Source organism: Enterobacter bugandensis, from assembly GCF_900324475.1.
Classification (GTDB): domain Bacteria; phylum Pseudomonadota; class Gammaproteobacteria; order Enterobacterales; family Enterobacteriaceae; genus Enterobacter; species Enterobacter bugandensis.
The window spans coordinates 2561243-2577543 of sequence record NZ_LT992502.1 but is presented as its reverse complement, the minus strand read 5'-3'; the positions used below and the strand labels follow the sequence as shown (position 1 = coordinate 2577543).

18 protein-coding genes are annotated in these 16301 nt (G+C 52.8%); 8 read left to right on the top strand and 10 right to left on the bottom strand.

Annotated features, from left to right (window positions below; all coding sequences use genetic code 11):
- The first annotated feature begins 4 nt into the window (after nucleotides 1–4).
- From DG357_RS23265 to DG357_RS12560, 3 genes are all read left to right on the top strand, one after another.
- Complete coding sequence (locus tag DG357_RS23265) at nucleotides 5–133, top strand: hypothetical protein (protein ID WP_260603484.1); 129 nt, start codon at nucleotides 5–7, stop codon at nucleotides 131–133.
- 277 nt (nucleotides 134–410) lie between these two features.
- The gene (locus DG357_RS12565) at nucleotides 411–863 is read left to right on the top strand and encodes a hypothetical protein (protein WP_088205550.1); all 453 of its coding nucleotides are present in this window, start codon (nucleotides 411–413) and stop codon (nucleotides 861–863) included.
- A 13-nt stretch (nucleotides 864–876) separates the two neighbouring features.
- Entirely contained in the window at nucleotides 877–1359 is a 483-nt protein-coding gene (locus tag DG357_RS12560; protein WP_088205549.1) for a hypothetical protein, read from the top strand.
- A gap of 154 nt (nucleotides 1360–1513) precedes the next feature.
- Here DG357_RS12560 and DG357_RS12555 read toward each other — a convergent pair whose 3' ends face one another.
- Together DG357_RS12555 and DG357_RS12550 are read right to left on the bottom strand one after the other, a co-directional pair.
- On the bottom strand, nucleotides 1514–1840 hold the full coding sequence (locus DG357_RS12555) for a conjugal transfer nickase/helicase domain-containing protein (protein ID WP_088205548.1): 327 nt from the start codon (nucleotides 1838–1840) through the stop codon (nucleotides 1514–1516).
- 132 nt (nucleotides 1841–1972) lie between these two features.
- Nucleotides 1973–2902, bottom strand: coding sequence for an aromatic alcohol reductase (locus DG357_RS12550; protein WP_063437903.1), 930 nt, complete (start codon nucleotides 2900–2902; stop codon nucleotides 1973–1975).
- A gap of 142 nt (nucleotides 2903–3044) precedes the next feature.
- Between DG357_RS12550 and DG357_RS12545 the strand changes: the two genes are divergently transcribed.
- Nucleotides 3045–3944, top strand: a complete 900-nt coding sequence (locus DG357_RS12545; protein ID WP_088205547.1) for a LysR family transcriptional regulator — start codon at nucleotides 3045–3047, stop codon at nucleotides 3942–3944.
- Nucleotides 3945–4134: 190 nt separating this feature from the next.
- Here DG357_RS12545 and DG357_RS22950 read toward each other — a convergent pair whose 3' ends face one another.
- The 3 genes from DG357_RS22950 to DG357_RS12535 all read right to left on the bottom strand — a co-directional run bounded on the left by DG357_RS22950 (nucleotide 4135) and on the right by DG357_RS12535 (nucleotide 7804).
- On the bottom strand, nucleotides 4135–4275 hold the full coding sequence (locus DG357_RS22950; protein ID WP_048338867.1) for an Ecr family regulatory small membrane protein: 141 nt from the start codon (nucleotides 4273–4275) through the stop codon (nucleotides 4135–4137).
- Nucleotides 4276–4349: 74 nt separating this feature from the next.
- Nucleotides 4350–5582 (bottom strand): sensor domain-containing diguanylate cyclase, encoded by a 1233-nt coding sequence (locus tag DG357_RS12540; RefSeq protein ID WP_088205546.1) that lies wholly within the window; start codon nucleotides 5580–5582, stop codon nucleotides 4350–4352.
- Nucleotides 5583–5674: 92 nt separating this feature from the next.
- Nucleotides 5675–7804 carry a putative bifunctional diguanylate cyclase/phosphodiesterase gene (locus DG357_RS12535; protein ID WP_088205545.1) on the bottom strand — a complete coding sequence of 710 codons (2130 nt, stop codon included), beginning with the start codon at nucleotides 7802–7804 and terminating at the stop codon, nucleotides 5675–5677.
- A gap of 444 nt (nucleotides 7805–8248) precedes the next feature.
- Here DG357_RS12535 and DG357_RS12530 point away from each other — a divergent pair, with 444 nt between their 5' ends.
- From DG357_RS12530 to dbpA, 4 genes are all read left to right on the top strand, one after another.
- On the top strand, nucleotides 8249–9391 hold the full coding sequence (locus DG357_RS12530; protein WP_063437906.1) for a methyl-accepting chemotaxis protein: 1143 nt from the start codon (nucleotides 8249–8251) through the stop codon (nucleotides 9389–9391).
- Between the two features lie 154 nt (nucleotides 9392–9545).
- Nucleotides 9546–10529: a zinc transporter ZntB gene (zntB, locus tag DG357_RS12525; protein WP_028013350.1), complete on the top strand. Its 984-nt coding sequence runs from the start codon at nucleotides 9546–9548 to the stop codon at nucleotides 10527–10529.
- 273 nt (nucleotides 10530–10802) lie between these two features.
- Nucleotides 10803–10985, top strand: a complete 183-nt coding sequence (ynaL, locus tag DG357_RS23260; protein ID WP_126345854.1) for a proline-rich small protein YnaL — start codon at nucleotides 10803–10805, stop codon at nucleotides 10983–10985.
- 27 nt (nucleotides 10986–11012) lie between these two features.
- A complete protein-coding gene (gene dbpA / locus DG357_RS12515) occupies nucleotides 11013–12386 on the top strand; it encodes an ATP-dependent RNA helicase DbpA (RefSeq protein ID WP_047368661.1) in 1374 nt (457 codons plus the stop codon).
- A 42-nt stretch (nucleotides 12387–12428) separates the two neighbouring features.
- Here the strand turns inward: dbpA and ttcA are convergent, their stop codons facing one another.
- The 5 genes from ttcA to DG357_RS12490 all read right to left on the bottom strand — a co-directional run bounded on the left by ttcA (nucleotide 12429) and on the right by DG357_RS12490 (nucleotide 16297).
- Nucleotides 12429–13364 (bottom strand): tRNA 2-thiocytidine(32) synthetase TtcA, encoded by a 936-nt coding sequence (gene ttcA, locus DG357_RS12510; RefSeq protein ID WP_088205544.1) that lies wholly within the window; start codon nucleotides 13362–13364, stop codon nucleotides 12429–12431.
- Between the two features lie 49 nt (nucleotides 13365–13413).
- Nucleotides 13414–14652 carry a site-specific integrase gene (locus DG357_RS12505; RefSeq protein WP_088205543.1) on the bottom strand — a complete coding sequence of 413 codons (1239 nt, stop codon included), beginning with the start codon at nucleotides 14650–14652 and terminating at the stop codon, nucleotides 13414–13416.
- A 1-nt stretch (nucleotide 14653) separates the two neighbouring features.
- Nucleotides 14654–14866: an excisionase family protein gene (gene xisR / locus DG357_RS12500; RefSeq protein ID WP_088205542.1), complete on the bottom strand. Its 213-nt coding sequence runs from the start codon at nucleotides 14864–14866 to the stop codon at nucleotides 14654–14656.
- Between the two features lie 64 nt (nucleotides 14867–14930).
- Entirely contained in the window at nucleotides 14931–15173 is a 243-nt protein-coding gene (locus DG357_RS12495; RefSeq protein ID WP_020882485.1) for a DUF4060 family protein, read from the bottom strand.
- A gap of 38 nt (nucleotides 15174–15211) precedes the next feature.
- Nucleotides 15212–16297 (bottom strand): RecT family recombinase, encoded by a 1086-nt coding sequence (locus tag DG357_RS12490; RefSeq protein ID WP_088205541.1) that lies wholly within the window; start codon nucleotides 16295–16297, stop codon nucleotides 15212–15214.
- Between the last annotated feature and the right edge of the window lie 4 nt (nucleotides 16298–16301).

The window sequence follows — 16301 nt, the reverse complement described above, 5'->3', positions numbered from 1 at the left end:
GACCATGCTGGTGCTGGCAGGTGCATCCGTATGGGGATGGCAGGTGATGAACCGACCCGACGCAGGTGCAGTTTACCGCCACGCTCGCCCCGTTGCCCGCTATGCCCTGCTGAAGCAAAAAACGGCGGAATAATCCTTGTATACTGACGGGCCATCATACTCTGAGTTAAAACAGCCATACGGAACTGCACCCGATGAATCATTCCCGCTACCGCAACCACTGGTCACCATGGAGCCTGCGTGAACTGGCTTTTGTGGACAAACATTACGGCAGCATGTCGACCGTGGCGATAGCGGAACGGCTCGGGCGCTCGCCTGCATCCGTCAGGTCGGCAGCGCATTCGATGGGCCGTTCGTCCGGAAATAACGCCTACACGCCAAGGAGCGATTAAGAGAAAGACATTATCCGTATGCACTATGTGAATGGTTATGCCCATGTCATGACGCTCCTGCCCGGACGTACCCGGCAGACGGTTCAGTGGATGGCGAACCGGCTGGGCGTGGTGAGCGCCCGGACCTGGAGCCAGGAAGAAGAGCATATTCTGGCGACCTGGTATCCGGAGGAGGGGGTTGCGGTGGCAGAGCGTCTGCCGGGGCGCACTGCTGATGCGGTGAAATTAAAGGCCTGCGATATGGGTATCCGTTACCAGGGGGGCGAAAGTGCCGGGCAGCGGATATGGAGTGAGGAAGAGCGGGTGCTCCTTGCCAGAAATGACCATCTGTTGTTTCCGGACCTGCTGAAACTGTTCCCGCACCGGAGCCGGTTGTCAGTAAAAAAAGCGCGGGAGCGGTTGAAAAAAAAAGAAAATAGCAGGTCAGCGCATGTCGCACTGAATCTGGTTTTAACAGAGAGTGAAAACTAACAAGGACGACAGCGTGTCAGCCAGAGAACGTTTTTTCAGGAAAGTGCAGCAGAACAGCGACAGTACCCCGCCGCCCAGTCACAAATCAGCGGAGGCGGAAATCCGGGCCTTTTGCCAGCGGATGGACGCACTGGTGCAGCAGATAAATGCGTGGTTTGAGGGTAGCGGGATTGAGATCATCACCGCGACAAAGCACATCCACGACCTGAGCACCATTGGTTACAGCCTCAGCAGTGGCATATGCCGGTATGACATCACCACCATCCGTCTGGTGAACGGAGACCGCAGCGCTAGTATCATGCCGGAGCAACTCTGCCGTGGTGCGGAGACGGGCTGTGTGACAATGCGGGTTGCTGCGCCCGGCATCAGCCAGGCGTTTTACCTGAGCATGGCAGCGGAAGAGGAATGGTTTATCCGGCGTGAGCACCAGAGTGCAAAAGAGAATGCCGTCATGACGGAAGATCATTTTTTTCGGGCAGTTGACAGTTTGGCCTGAATATTCCGGACGGAAACGCCTGTAAGGAATTAATTTGGGATGATAGATATGATGTTTTTGCCAGGTCACAGCCCTGGTGTCTTCTGAGTGGAAGCATTTTCAAGATCAAGATGAAGAATGGGGGTTATCCGCGATCCGCGCAGATCCCGTTATTTCAGCTGTTGCGGCGTTGCTCAACAGGTAGCCCTGGAGGATTCTCGTGCTTCCCGAACTTTTGATAGTTCAGTTCCAGATATTGAACCGTCCACGCCGCGCAGGAGAAGTTTGAGTTTCTGAAAGTCTTTTTGCGTCTGTGCCCTTTTTCGCCCGCATCGCCGCGGGTTTCTTTGTGGTACTGCTTAAAAATGTCCGGTGACACCAGAAACAGCTTACCATCCACAAGATGCGCCAGTGAACGAGCTGCATTCAGTGTTAACGAGCGGGTGGCGCTCCCGGCTTTGAGCCAGGCGAAAAAGATATTTTGCAGATAAGAAAAAACCATTATCAGACATGGTGCTACAGTACGAGTACATAACCAGGCATGAACGGGTAGAATGTCAGGTCAGCACAGCTAAACCAGAGCTGGCGCGGCTGACAGCGCCAGTTTTCATTAGCGTCCTGAAAAGAGATGTCCTCAAATGACGGTTTTTAGCCATGACGCTATATCCTGGGTCGGCAGGTTATTCTGTACATTCCAGGTATCTTTCATCGGCCACCATACACCGTCTCCCCTGGCGAAGGCCGTGCGATAGCCTGTCATCGTATCATCCGGTTTCAAACGCAGCTCACCCAGTAACGCAGAGAGGGGTAACACGTCTTTAGTGAACGTTTGGCCGGTCACACGTTCAACGGTTTCTGCCAGTTTTCCGTATGAGGTTGTTTCACCTGCGACAAATATCACTTCATTTACGATCCGCGGCTGATGCAAATAAATTTCGGTGGTGAGTCGGCCAATATCCGCAGGTGATGTCACGGTGACCTGTGTGTCCCATCCTCCGAGCGCATTAATGGTTTTTTCGGATAAATTCACCACATCAAATGCCGGTTCGAAGAGAAAACTGGTAAACATGCCGGTTGAAACAATCACCCATTCCGTCGCGTTCTGTTCCCGCAGTAGCGTCCTGACATCATACTGCTCGTCCCAGACGGGCTGACCGCTCCCTTTGCCTACCACATCGTAATTCACGCCAAACTGCCAGGGAAAATAGCGTTTAACGCCAGCCTCCAGTACCGCGCGAGTAATCTTTATCTGTGTTCCCGCGCCAGCGACAAACCCCATGCAGTTGATAACAGTATCAAAATCCGCGAAGTGGTTTTTTAACGCGTCAATCGTGCTGGCAGCGACATCGACAGAGATAAATTTGGCCCCTGCATCAGCCAGTTTTTGATGCGTTTCGGACTGAAGCTTACCCCGTCTGTCCCTGGAGCCGGGCGATACGATAACAGAGACAGCGCCGTCGCGCTGCGTGACTGCCGGAACCAGATACTCCAGCACGGCAGCGCCCAATTGTCCTGCACCAAGCACTAATACTTTTTCGCCTGTCGTGATACCACGTTCTTTCATACTGAGCCTCTCTTTGTTAAATCGCTTGATTACTTCAACTTGAGCAAGGTTATGTCAGATGGCTGCATTCGATAAGACGACAAGCATAAGTTAGACTGTTCGTAAAAATGGGATAATCGATCTTTTCAGGCGCGGTGGGAATATGGATAAACTGGAATCAATGCGGGTATACGTTTGTGTGGTCGAGACCCACAGCTTCGCCAGGGCGGCAGAAGTGCTGGGGCTACCGCGCTCAACCGTATCGCGGGTCGTTAAGGAGCTGGAGACATACCTGGGCATTCAGCTTTTACAGCGCACCACCCGGAAACTCAGCGTGACCGCAGAAGGCCGACGTTACTATGACGAGAGCAAACGGCTGCTGACGGATATTGCGACAATGGAGTCTTCCTTTCCCGGCAGATCCGCGCAGCCAAGAGGCCGTTTTAAAGTCGGGATGCCGCAGTCTCTCGCCCGACATTGCATTCTTCCCAGTCTCCCTGAATTTCTCCGCCAGTATCCCGAACTGGAGCTGATACTCTGTTCCAGCGATAACGTGGAGGACATTATTCAGGAAGGGTATGACTGCGTGATCCGCACCGGGAGGATCGAAGATTCAACGACGCTGGTCGCGCGCCCTCTGGCGAACTTCAGATGGGTTGTTTTGGCTTCTCCGGGCTATATAGCCGCCTGTGGTAAGCCGGAAAATCTCGACCAACTGGAAAAGCATTACGCAGTCGGCTACCTGAACCACCGCACCGGGCGTACCATTGACTGGTTTTTTACGCGTGATGACGGCGATTGTGCAATCCGCATGAAGGAGACGCTGATCGTCGATGACACCGACGCCTATATCCAGGCCGGAATTCAAGGGCTCGGATTAATTCGCGTGGCCAGCTATCTGGCTGAGCCGTATCTGAAGAGCGGGGCGTTGGTTCGCTGTATGGAGGACGTCTCTTTCGATTTACCGCTTTCGCTTGTCTATCCACAAAACCGCTTTCTCCCGCCTTCGGTACGCGCCTTTTATGACTGGAGCAGAGCGGTGCTACACCAACATAGTGACTGACGGGCGAAAACCCTGATTTTGCTTAATAGCCGGAAATAAAAAAAGCCCGTCAGAGAACGGGCGAAATAAGCAAATGATTTAGTGATTCGTTATCAACATTGTTGGAGGATAACGCCGCGTATCTTACGTGGCTGAGGGCAATGCAGATACCTGACAAATTCGGTAGGTGAAACAATAAATTAAACGTGCACTACAGTGCGTCAATAGTGGGGTAGAGACTGTTTTCCAGATATTCAACGAAAAACCAAATCTCACCGCTGAAAATAAACCATAAGCCAAATATAATAAGCAATAAAATAATTAAGGTGAGTATTATTTCTGTCTTTCCCATTGTTGCCACAACCCACCCGTCGTTAATTTACTTAAGCTGGGCATTGTAGCGGGGCTTTTCACGATACTCCAGTTTCATGCCGCAAGGACTTTATTACGCCCGTCGTTTTTGGCGCGATAGAGCGCATCGTCGACACGTTTAAACAGCGCGTCAATACTCTCTTCCGGGTCATGCCGAGCCACGCCAATACTGACGGTAAAGCGTGGTAAGCCTGGGAGGGTAATATGGGTGACCGCCGCACGGACGGATTCGGCAATCTTCAGCGCCGTTTCGAGAGACGTACGCGGCAACAGGATGACAAACTCTTCACCGCCCCAGCGGAACACCAGGTCATCTTGTCTGCTGCAGGCTTCAAGCGTTCGGGAGAGGGCGATGAGCACCTCATCACCCTTCAGGTGACCAAAGAGGTCATTGATGTTTTTAAAATGATCGGTATCCACCAGCAGCAGGCTAAATTGCTGCTGGGCTGAGAGGTGGCTCAGGTTGGTTTGGTCGATAACGTTATAAAACTGACGTCGGTTGAGTAACCCCGTCATCGAGTCACGTAATGCAGCATTTTCCAACTCCTGCTCAAGCCTCTTTTGCTCAGTAATATCATGGATTATGCACAGCATCAGTTTGTCGCCGTAGATCTCAATGGGCCCCGCGTAGGTCTGGACGTGGCGGGTGGTGCCATCGGCAAGGCGGTGAATAAAATTAAGCGGCTTATGTCCGCCGGGCAGCGCGGCGATCTCCGTCATGATGGGCATGACGCCTCTGCCAAGCGTGTTAATTTCCCAGGTGTGCTTCCGGCACATCTCATCATGTGAATAACCGTAAAAGCTGAGCGCGGCCAGGTTTGCATCGACAATTTGCCCGTCACGGGCAGGATCGATTAGCAACATTGGTGCGCTGTTGGTCAGGAAAAAGCGGGCGTAAAACCCCTGTTTTTTGCGTTGATAGGTTGCGGAACGGCTGGCTTTCAGGCCTGAGGGGGCGTGCGAAGAGATCCCTTCGAAAACGATAACATCACCATCCGGTGTGACGTGGGTGAGGGAGAGGCGACAGCTTATCGGTACGTCCTGCCCGCTCCGGCTAACTGTCCAGATCTCGACAATATCGTGATCGTTTTTCAGTTCTGGAACATACATCGACAGTACGGTTTGCGCACTTGCTGAACAGGGCCCTTTACGCAGGTCATTCAGCGTTTTATTACCCGTTAGCTGTATTGCGGCCACATTTGCAAAAATAATCTGTTCCGAAACAGGAGAAATGAGCCACACGGGCGTTTTAATTGCATTAAGCGCATCAAAACTATTTTGCGACATAGTATTTTCCTGTTCATCGGCACGATACGCCTGGCAATCATGGCAGAACTGACCCGCATGTACTCCCTTGAAACATACTCTACTCAATCCCGTCAGGCATGATTTTTTTGTGAAATAAATTCGGGGTCCGTTTGAATTTTACTTATGGGTATAATTTGTTTGTCTGAGTTTTTTTGTAGCAGCAGCCACGGAACCTGTTCAGCGGGCAAGGGACGGGAGAAAAGGTAGCCTTGGAGATAGTCACAGCCGAGGCTGGTCAGTATTGCCTGCTGTTCGTCCGTTTCAATCCCCTCGGCAACGACAGTCATCTCCATGGTGCGGGCAATATTAATAATGGTTTCCACCAGCTTGCGGCTTTTTTCATTTCCCAGCATAGAGGATACAAAACTCTTGTCGATTTTAAGCTCTTTTGCCGGAAGAACGCTCAGCATCAGCAGGTTGGAATAGCCCGTGCCAAAATCATCAATAGAGACGGTGATCCCCGCATGGTTAAAGGCGTTGAGCAGTTCGATGCTGCGGTCGAGATTTTTTAGCGCGGTACTCTCCGTGACCTCCAGGATCAGCCTTGAGGGCGACAGATTATATTTATCCAGCATGGACGACACGATGTGAAAGATATCCGGCTGTTCGAACTGAATAGGGGATAAATTGAGCGATAACGTCCACTGGCTGAAACCTTGTTCAGTCCAGAAATGAAGCTGCCGACACGCGGCTTCAATAGCCCAGTTGCCAACCGGAATAATCAAACCCGTTTGTTCCAGAGTGGGTAAAAACAGACCTGGCAGCAAAACGCCTTGCTCCGGATGCCGCCAGCGCAGAAGAGCCTCAAAACCGTGGATCGTCTTATCTTTAGCATGCCAGGTTGGCTGATACCACAGTTCAAACCGATCGCTTTCCAGCGCCTGATAAAGTTCCTGCAGAAAACCCGGCTGCGCCGGAACCGCCGTTGACATCTCAGGGCGGTAAAACGCCCAGCCGTTACGACCTTCTTGCTTAACGTGGTGTAAGGCGGCATCCGCCTTAAACTTCAGTTCATGCAGCGTTTCGCCATCCTGAGGATAAAGGCTTACACCCGCGCTGAGGGTGGTACTCAGCGTATGTCCGCAAAGGGATAGCGGACGGCGCATATCCGCGAGCAGCGTCGTGAGCAGGGTAGTGAGCTTTTCTTCGTCGCATTCGGGAACCAGCAGGATAAAGGCATCCCCACCCAGCCTGGCCAGCGTCATCTCACGGGTAAGTAGGGAGGTGATGCGTTGGGCAATGGTAATTAATAACTCATCACCGACGCTGTGACCCCAGGTATCATTCACGCGTCTGAAGCGATCGACATTCAGAAAAATCACGGCAAATTGTTTGTTACTCAACAAGGCGCTGTGCAGACAATCCTGCATTCGGATATCCATCTGCTGACGGTTTGCGAGGCCGGTGAGAGCGTCAAAGCGAACCTGTAGCTCAAGCTGACGGTTGAGTTGGCGCAGATTGTCCGTCAGCCGGCTGGTCCGCCAGTGCGAATCGATAAGCGAAATAATTAACATCATGCCGAGCAGGGCGAGCGTGGTGACGGAAACCCAGATGGATAACCCCAGCTCGCTGACCCCGCCGGGGAGCGTATGCGCCATCTCATGGAAATGCGCGGCGCTCATGCCCGTATAGTGCATCGCGCAAATGGCGGCGCCCATGACTAACGCGGCGAGAATGCGAGTCACAAAGACCCCTTTGTGCTTATCTCTAAGGCGAAAAGCCAGCCACAGCGCCACGCCGGAGGCGACCACGGCAATCATCACGGACACACCCACAATGCGCCGATCCCAGAGGATGCTTCCTTCCAGCATCAACGCGGCCATGCCGATATAGTGCATAGCGACCACGCCAGCGCTGAGGATAACCGTGGCGAAGAACAGCCGAAAGGGAGAGAGGTGTTTGCCCGTAACGGCAATATTTATTGCTATCGTGGAGGCAACGATCGCCACGCCGAGAGACGCAAGGGTTAGCCATAGGTCATAGCTCATCATCATCGGCATTTGCATCGACAGCATACCGATGAAGTGCATTGACCAGATCCCGATGCCCAGCGTGCTCCCGCCGGCAATGCGCCAGAACAGAGCCGCTTTACGGCTGGAAAGGGGAATTTTCCCGGCGCTGTCCAGGGCCACAAAGGAGGCGATAAACGCCACCAGATAAGAGACAGCGATCAACACAGGGTCCCACGATATATTGAGCATTATGCAATCCCACGCCTGAGAGGGTTACCGATTTTGCCGGCCGGCACGTCTTTATCTGGCAACGAACATGCGCATTCAAACCATATTAGTTATTTATCGTGGAAAATAGCCACTTATATAAAAGGTCAAACTTACCCGAAATATAAAATATATTCTTTATGTTAATGCATTAAGTACTGCTAAACATAGTCGATAGATTGTAGCAAAGCGTCTTAAATATGTGTGCATGCACCGCAGATAATGGTATCGCTTCAGGGGGCTTTGGACCAGCAATACAGTATATAGGGCATGACATTTCTACTAAAACCCCTTTTTTATCTGACTTAAGTTAAATACAGGGTGGGTAACGGCGAAACGAGAAACCAGCGTATTATGTGAGGACAAACGCAAAAGTGAATGCTATAAATCTAAATGCCGACCAAAATATAAGTTGTGGGTAAAATCATGCTAAGAAATATTAGTGTCAGGACCTTCATTGCCTGGTTCCTGCTGTGCCTGTTTTTAGTGAATGCAGGTATCGTTGCTCTATTTTCCAGCAATCTTCCTCTTTTCGTTTCGATTAATCTGGTCAATTTCGTTGGATTATTTTTGCTCTGGAGTTATATGACGAAGTTTCTTGTGACGCCGATCAATACTGTGAAAAAAAGTATTGAAGAAGTGACCGCAGGCAACTTAGGCGTCTCTATCCCCGAGTTTGGCAATAACTGCGCGGGGCGATTAATTCCCGGGATTAATACTCTTTCCAGCAACATCGCTACGCTGGTGCGTGAGATCAGGGCATCATCACAAAACGCCATGGCCTTGTCGGATCAGCTCTCTTCCCGCAGTGCCCAGCTCTCGGTGAAAACAGAGCAGCAGTCTGCGTCTCTGGTGCAAACTGCGGCAAGCATGGAGCAGATGGCGGCAAGTACCCGAAACAATGCCGATAATACCCGGCTGGCGAGCGAGCAGGCGAATGCCGCGACGTTGCAGGCGCGCAAGGGCGGAGATCTGATGGAACAGGTTGCCAGCAATATGCAATCCATTACCGAGTGCGCGCAGCAGATGACGGAAATTATCTCCCTGATCGACGGGATTGCATTCCAGACGAATATTCTGGCGCTTAACGCGGCCGTCGAGGCCGCGCGGGCGGGCGATCACGGGAAAGGGTTCTCCGTGGTCGCAGAGGAAGTCCGAAACCTGGCTCACCGCAGCGCTGAGGCGGCGAAAAACATCAAAACGCTGATTGACGTTACCAGCAGTAATGTCACCCAGGGTGCCAGCGTTGTGTCGGAAGCGGAGAAGAATATGCGTGACATCGTGACCGGCTCCGGCAACGTCAGCCGGTTAATGGACGAAATTTCTACCTCAACCGCAGAGCAGGAGAAGGGCATTTCCCAGATCACGCTGGCGCTGTCCGAACTGGAGCGGGTCACGCAAAGCAACGTAGCGATGGCGGAGGAGCTCAACGGTTCCTCTGATGTGCTGCGTAATCAGGTGATCGAACTGCAGACGCGGACCCGAAATTTCAGGCTGGACCAGGGGCACCCCCCGTCACCAGTAGCCAGCCCTGTTTCGTACCATCAGCTCCCCGAGCACTCTCATTGACAGCTTCCTGAAGCCTGGCATGCCAGGCTTTTTTATTCTCAAAATATAGCGTGTACAATTCCTGAGCGATTTCAGCGCGATGCGAAACATAGTTGTTGCTTAACCCCTGATGGAAGCTAGACTGACATCGAAAGAGCCAAACAGGGGAGGCGCTGTGGAGAGCATAAAAGGATCCGAACTTAACGTTCCTGACGCAGTTTTTGCGTGGGTGCTGGACGGTCGCGGCGGCGCCCGACCGCTGGAAGATGATGATGTCATTGATAAAGAGCATCCCTGCTGGCTACATCTGAACTATACCCACCCGGACAGCGCTGACTGGCTGGCCTCGACTCCGCTGCTGCCTAACAACGTACGCGATGCGCTGGCGGGGGAAAGCCTGCGGCCTCGCGTAAGCAGGATGGGTGACGGGACGCTTATCACCCTGCGCTGTATAAACGGCAGCACGGATGAACGTCCCGATCAGCTGGTTGCGATGCGCGTTTATATGGACGATGGGCTGATTGTTTCCACACGTCAGCGTAAGGTTCTGGCGCTGGATGACATCGTGAACGACCTCAAAGAGGGGACCGGACCGGTTGACTGCGGCAGCTGGCTGGTGGACGTCTGTGACGCCCTGACCGATCATGCGAGCGAATTTATTGAAGAGCTGCACGATAAAATCATCGACCTGGAAGATAATCTGCTCGATCAGCAGATCCCGCCGCGCGGCTTTCTGGCGCTATTGCGCAAGCAGCTGATCGTGATGCGTCGGTATATGACACCACAACGGGATGTATATGCCCGTCTGGCCAGTGAAAGGCTCAACTGGATGAATGACGATCAGCGCCGCCGGATGCAGGACATTGCTGACAGGCTGGGCCGCGGTCTGGATGAGATCGATTCTTGTATTGCCCGAACGGCGGTGATGGCGGATGAAATCGCGCAGGTGATGCAGGAGTCGCTGGCGAGAAGAACCTACACGATGTCCCTGATGGCGATGGTCTTTTTACCCAGCACATTTCTGACAGGGCTTTTTGGCGTCAATCTGGGCGGTATACCCGGCGGCGAATATCGGTACGGCTTCACCGCGTTTTGCGTCATGTTAGTTGTTTTGATTGGTGGTGTTGCATGGTGGTTGCATCGTAGTAAATGGCTGTAAATTTACGATTTTTTCACCTTTTTCGAGGATTAAAACGCTCTTTTAATTGAGCGAAGTCAATAAACATCACCCCCGTAAGGTGCAATATTACTCCCGCAGGTGAATGCAACGTCAAGCGATGGGCGTTGCGCTCCATATTGTCTTACTTCCTTTTTTGAATTACTGCATAGCACAATTGATTCGTACGACGCCGACTTTATAGTCGGCTTTTTTTTGCCTCCTGTTTCTCAGCGTCTACCCTAAAAGGGACGACAGCAAATCCTGGAGGGAAAGATGAGCATTTTACTCGCTCTGCTAATGCAACACGCGCGTCAGTCCGATCCTGTCCCCACCGATCCCGTGCCGATGCCCGATCCCATTCCGCGTCCGCAGCCGATGCCAGACCCGCCGCCGGACGAAGAACCGATTAAATTGTCGCATCGAACCCCGAGATCTGCGAGGATACGCGCCATCTGACCGTAAAGATGACCACGAGAGATTATTGTGACCGCTTTTTCTACCCTGAATGTTCTGCCTGCCGCCCAACTCGACAACCTCAACGAGTTGGGATACCTCACGATGACGCCTGTTCAGGCGGCCGCGCTGCCCGCTATCCTTGAAGGCCGGGACGTGCGTGTGCAGGCGAAAACGGGCAGTGGGAAAACGGCCGCTTTCGGTCTTGGTCTGCTGCAGCATATTGACGCGTCGCTGTTTCAGACCCAGTCACTTGTCCTGTGCCCGACCCGCGAGCTGGCAGACCAGGTCGCGGGTGAACTGCGTCGCCTGGCGCGCTTCCTGCCCAATACCAAGATCTTAACCCTCTGCGGTGGGCAGCCGTTTGGCGCACAGCGCGATTCGCTCCAGCACGCGCCGCACATTATTGTCGCCACGCCCGGCCGCCTGCTTGATCACCTGCAAAAAGGCACCGTTTCGCTCGATGCCTTAAGCACGCTGGTGATGGACGAGGCGGACAGGATGCTGGATATGGGCTTCAGCGATGCCATTGATGAAGTGATCCGCTTCGCGCCGGCCGGGAGGCAGACGCTGCTGTTCTCTGCGACCTGGCCTGAAGCCATCGCCGCGATCAGCGGTCGCGTGCAGAATAATCCGCTCACCATTGAGATCGACAGCGTCGATGCTCTGCCGGCCATCGAACAGCAGTTCTTTGAAACCTCGCAGCAGGGAAAAATCCCGCTCCTGCAGAAACTGCTGAGCCAGCACCAGCCTGCGTCATGCGTGGTGTTCTGTAATACCAAAAAAGACTGCCAGGCGGTTTGTGATGCCCTGAATGCGGCGGGGCAGAGCGCGCTGTCGCTGCACGGCGACCTTGAACAGCGCGATCGCGATCGGACGCTGGTGCGCTTTGCTAACGGCAGCGCGCGCGTGCTGGTGGCGACCGACGTGGCCGCACGCGGCCTGGATATCAAATCCCTTGAACTGGTGGTGAACTATGAGCTGGCATGGGATCCTGAAGTGCACGTCCACCGTATTGGTCGCACTGCTCGCGCCGGAAACAGCGGTCTGGCCATCAGCTTCTGCGCGCCGGAAGAGGCGCAGCGCGCCAATATTCTCTCAGAAATGTTGCAGATCAAACTGAACTGGGTGAACGCGCCGGGCAACGTCAGGCTCGTGCCGCTGGAGGCCGAAATGGCGACGCTGTGCATTGATGGCGGCAAAAAGGCCAAGATGCGGCCGGGGGATGTGCTGGGCGCACTGACCGGAGATGTGGGGCTGGAAGGGGCGGATATTGGGAAAATTGCGGTTCATCCGGCACACGTGTACGTGGCGGTTCGCCAGGCGGTTGCGCATAAGGCGTGGAAGCAGCTGCAAAACGGCAAGATTAAAGGCAAAACCTGCCGCGTACATCTGCTGAAATAAGGCATAAAGCGTCTCAGAAGGTCTTTCTGAGACGCCCATCGCTTATTTCACTTCAAGCACGTTCAGACGCAACTCTTCGAACTGATTGTCCTCGTCTTCCGGCTGCCAGCCCGCAGGCTGCATTGGGATCTCTTCCCGGTCAAACGCCAAATCGCCACCATTCACCACCTCCGAGCCGTGGTTGATACCTTTGAAGTCGAACAGCTCTACGTCAGCGAGGTGGGAAGGAACCACGTTCTGCATCGCGCTGAACATGGTCTCAATACGGCCCGGATAACGTTTGTCCCAGTCGCGCAACATGTCGCCAATCACCTGACGCTGCAGGTTCGGCTGTGAGCCGCACAGATTGCATGGAATGATCGGGAACCCTTTCGCCTGAGAAAAACGCTCAATGTCTTTTTCCCGGCAGTAGGCAAGAGGGCGGATCACAATATGCTTGCCGTCATCGCTCATCAGCTTAGGCGGCATGCCTTTCATCTTGCCGCCATAGAACATATTCAGGAACAACGTTTGCAGGATATCGTCGCGGTGATGGCCCAGAGCAATTTTGGTCGCGCCCAGTTCCGTTGCGGTGCGATAGAGAATGCCGCGGCGCAGACGGGAGCAAAGCGAGCAGGTGGTTTTCCCTTCCGGAATCTTCTCTTTCACGATGCCGTAGGTGTTTTCTTCGACGATTTTATACTCAACGCCCAGCTGCTCCAGATATTCCGGCAGAATGTGCTCCGGGAAACCCGGCTGTTTCTGGTCAAGGTTGACCGCCACCAGGGAAAAATTCACCGGCGCGCTTTGCTGAAGATTACGCAGGATCTCCAGCATGGTGTAGCTGTCTTTACCCCCTGACAGGCAAACCATGATGCGGTCGCTTTCTTCAATCATGTTGAAGTCCGCAATGGCCTCGCCCACGTTACGGCGCAGGCGCTTTTGCAGTTTATTCAGGTTGTATTGCTCTTTCTTTGTATTTGATTGATTTTCTTGCATTTATTACTACCTTCGGAGCCAATAGGGGCATAATAGGGGCAAAAATTTTTCAGCGTGCCAGCTTATCGTTAAGCATCAGCACCTGTTCGCCATTCATTTCTTCAATCCACGCACCGTAGACTTCATAAACCATTTGCGCGTTTTCATGCCCCATCTGGCTGGCTATGAAAGACGGGTTAGCGCCGGCAGATAAAAGCCAGCAGGCAAAAGTATGCCGCGTATGGTACGGATTCCGGCGGCGAATACCAGCACGTTTTACAGCTGCGTTGAATCTCGCACCTATGCTCGATAAAGAGTAGTAGGCCTTCTGTATGCCCTTGCGCATCCTGGGCATGAAAACAAATCGCAGGTTTTGATATTCCATCGCACCATACTCACGGTGATGAAAAACAATCTCGGTTTTGGGCTGTAACGAAGTCAGAGTACGCTGTGCCTTCAAGGCCTCTAGTGCTGGCTCTAATAGCGTGATAACTCGATCACCTGCATCGGTTTTTGGTGGGACGAACATTCCTAGCGCATTAAGGTTGCGCTGTATATGAGCCGTCCCTTTTTCCCAGTCGATATCTTCCCAGGCAAGAGCTGCAAGCTCTCCATGACGGACACCAGTATAAACTGCGAACGTCCACATATTGAGGCTTTGGCCACGCTCGGATTCCGCAAGCAAACTAAACTCCTGCTTCGTTAAAGGATCCGGTTTTACTTTCCCTTTGTGTAGTTTCTTGATCCCTTCAAAGGGCTTGCCACTGATAAAGCCAGATTTGTGTGCAAACCGAAGCAGGGAACACAGTAGCGATATATAGTTGTTCACGGTACGCACAGTGCGTCCCTGTTTGTTGCTTCTGGGATTTGCCAGGTAAAGTGTCTCACCGTTCAACAGCTCCTTTCTGTATTTCAGAATGTCGCTGTGGCGTATAGTTGAAACAGGCGTATCTCCGTTAATGATGTGCATTAACGTACCGAGTTGTGAGCGCGTCTTACGCATGGTATTCGCGCTAATTTCGGTTTCTTTAATGCTCGTCCACAGTTCACACAGCTCTGAAAAGGTTTGAACTGAAACAGTGGTTACTGTTTTTTTTGCTCTGGACGATGAAGGAAAGCGCTGGTGGTAATCAAACTCTCCAAGGTTGATCTCACTAACGATCACAGCCCGAAGATTCCCGGCTTTTTTGATGTTCGCCGGGGTGTTAATCCAACCTTTGAGAATTTCGCGGCAACGCTTTCCCCGGTACATAAACCAGATACATATCTTATTGTTTCTGATTTCGACACCTGTAGGCAAAGCTGCCATCTTACGCATCCCTTATTAACTGATTAATTCTCGGATAGTTGTACCAGGTTGTGCCACGCAAGGTTTTTTCTCCGGAAGGAGAAACCCGTTTAAAATGGACACCTTCCACCCAACAGCCCTGGCGATACTTCTTAATCTGTCGTTCGGTCAGGCCTGTTTTTTCTGTGAGTCTTGCGCCAACAACCCATTCTTCGTTAAAAATTACCTGCGACATGGTTCACCTCAGGTAACCGGCATGAGTATAGATATGCCGGTCTTTAGTCATTGATATTTCAGTTTCAGTTTGCCTGGCCGGGCAGGGAACGCAGTCGGCGCATTCCGGTCATTGCTGTGGCCACGTAGCTTGCCTTGCAGTTGACCACTTCAACCCAGACCTTCACGCCTTCCACTCTCACCGTATAGGTCTCTTTCATCTTGCTGCGCCCATAGTCACCATATCTTTGCTGGTGGGCTGCGAGTGCGATTTCACATGCCTGGCGAGCCAAAGGGGATTGCTTACTGCCTCGATTAATCAGTCGCATTTCTTCTCCTTGAGGGAGGGTTTCCCCTCCCGATCTCGTTAGTCCACGTATTCCGGTTTCATATCCGCCAGGGTGATGCTGAACTGACTATGCAGTTCGTCGCCCAGATGGCGTTTCGACGATGCAAGAACGCGCTCTACTTCTGCGAACCGCGCAGCTGCATCGGGCTCATCTGAAGGTGGCAAGGAATTGATGGCAGCTTCGACTTTGTTCCGTGCATCAACCAGGTAATAACGCTTCACGGCCTTGTTTTTCAGCTCAGTGAACAGGGCAGAACCCAGCGTTGCTTTGACGGTTTCAATATCTGCGCGCAGAGCTTTAGCGCTATCCACATCCTGAGCCGCCTCGATGCGATCACGGAAATCATCAGCAAGTGCATCAATATTTTGAGCTGATTCCTGAGCCGTTTGAGTCGTAGTGACGTTGTCACCTGAAATTTCTGCAAGGCTAACGTGCTGCGCAGGTGCCGGGTTTACCTCTCGTTCTTCTCGTCGATCATCGAGTTCATCCGGGGTGTAGACGCCCAGAATCACATCCGGGCAGAACAGCCTCGCCCAGCGTTTGACTGCCAGGTACGCCAGCTGCTGGCGAGGGTCGTCAGCCCAAAGGGTAGAGTTTCGGGTACGGGCCTGAGCCAGCAGCAAATCGAGTTCTCTCGGCTGATCTTCGCCTTTAAGCGTTGCGCGGATAATGATGCCGATCCCGGCTTCGTCAGCCAGGGTCCAGCCCGGGACGCGGTACTCGCCTTTGTCTCCTTTACGGATATGGAATTTTCCAACGACCTTTTCCCATGGCCCGTACCACTCATATTCAAAACGGCTGGCCAGCACGCCGCTGCGCGAGATGACGGCATTAACCAGTTGCGCTTCATACCCGAGCACACCGTTAATCAGGTGCGTTTTCTGCGCCACGGCAAAGGGATTCATCTGCCACTGTGCCGCTTGCATCGCTACAGCCATGCAGTCGGCCTGGTTGCCCTGCAGGTGTTTAGGAACAGTCGCGGTGCCTTGCGCCATAATCTGCGCGAACGTGCTGATGGCGTTCAGATACTGGGAATCGAACAAAGCCACGTTGGAGTTAATAACGGTGTTCTGGTCAGCAACGGTAACGTTAGTGTTATGCATAAAT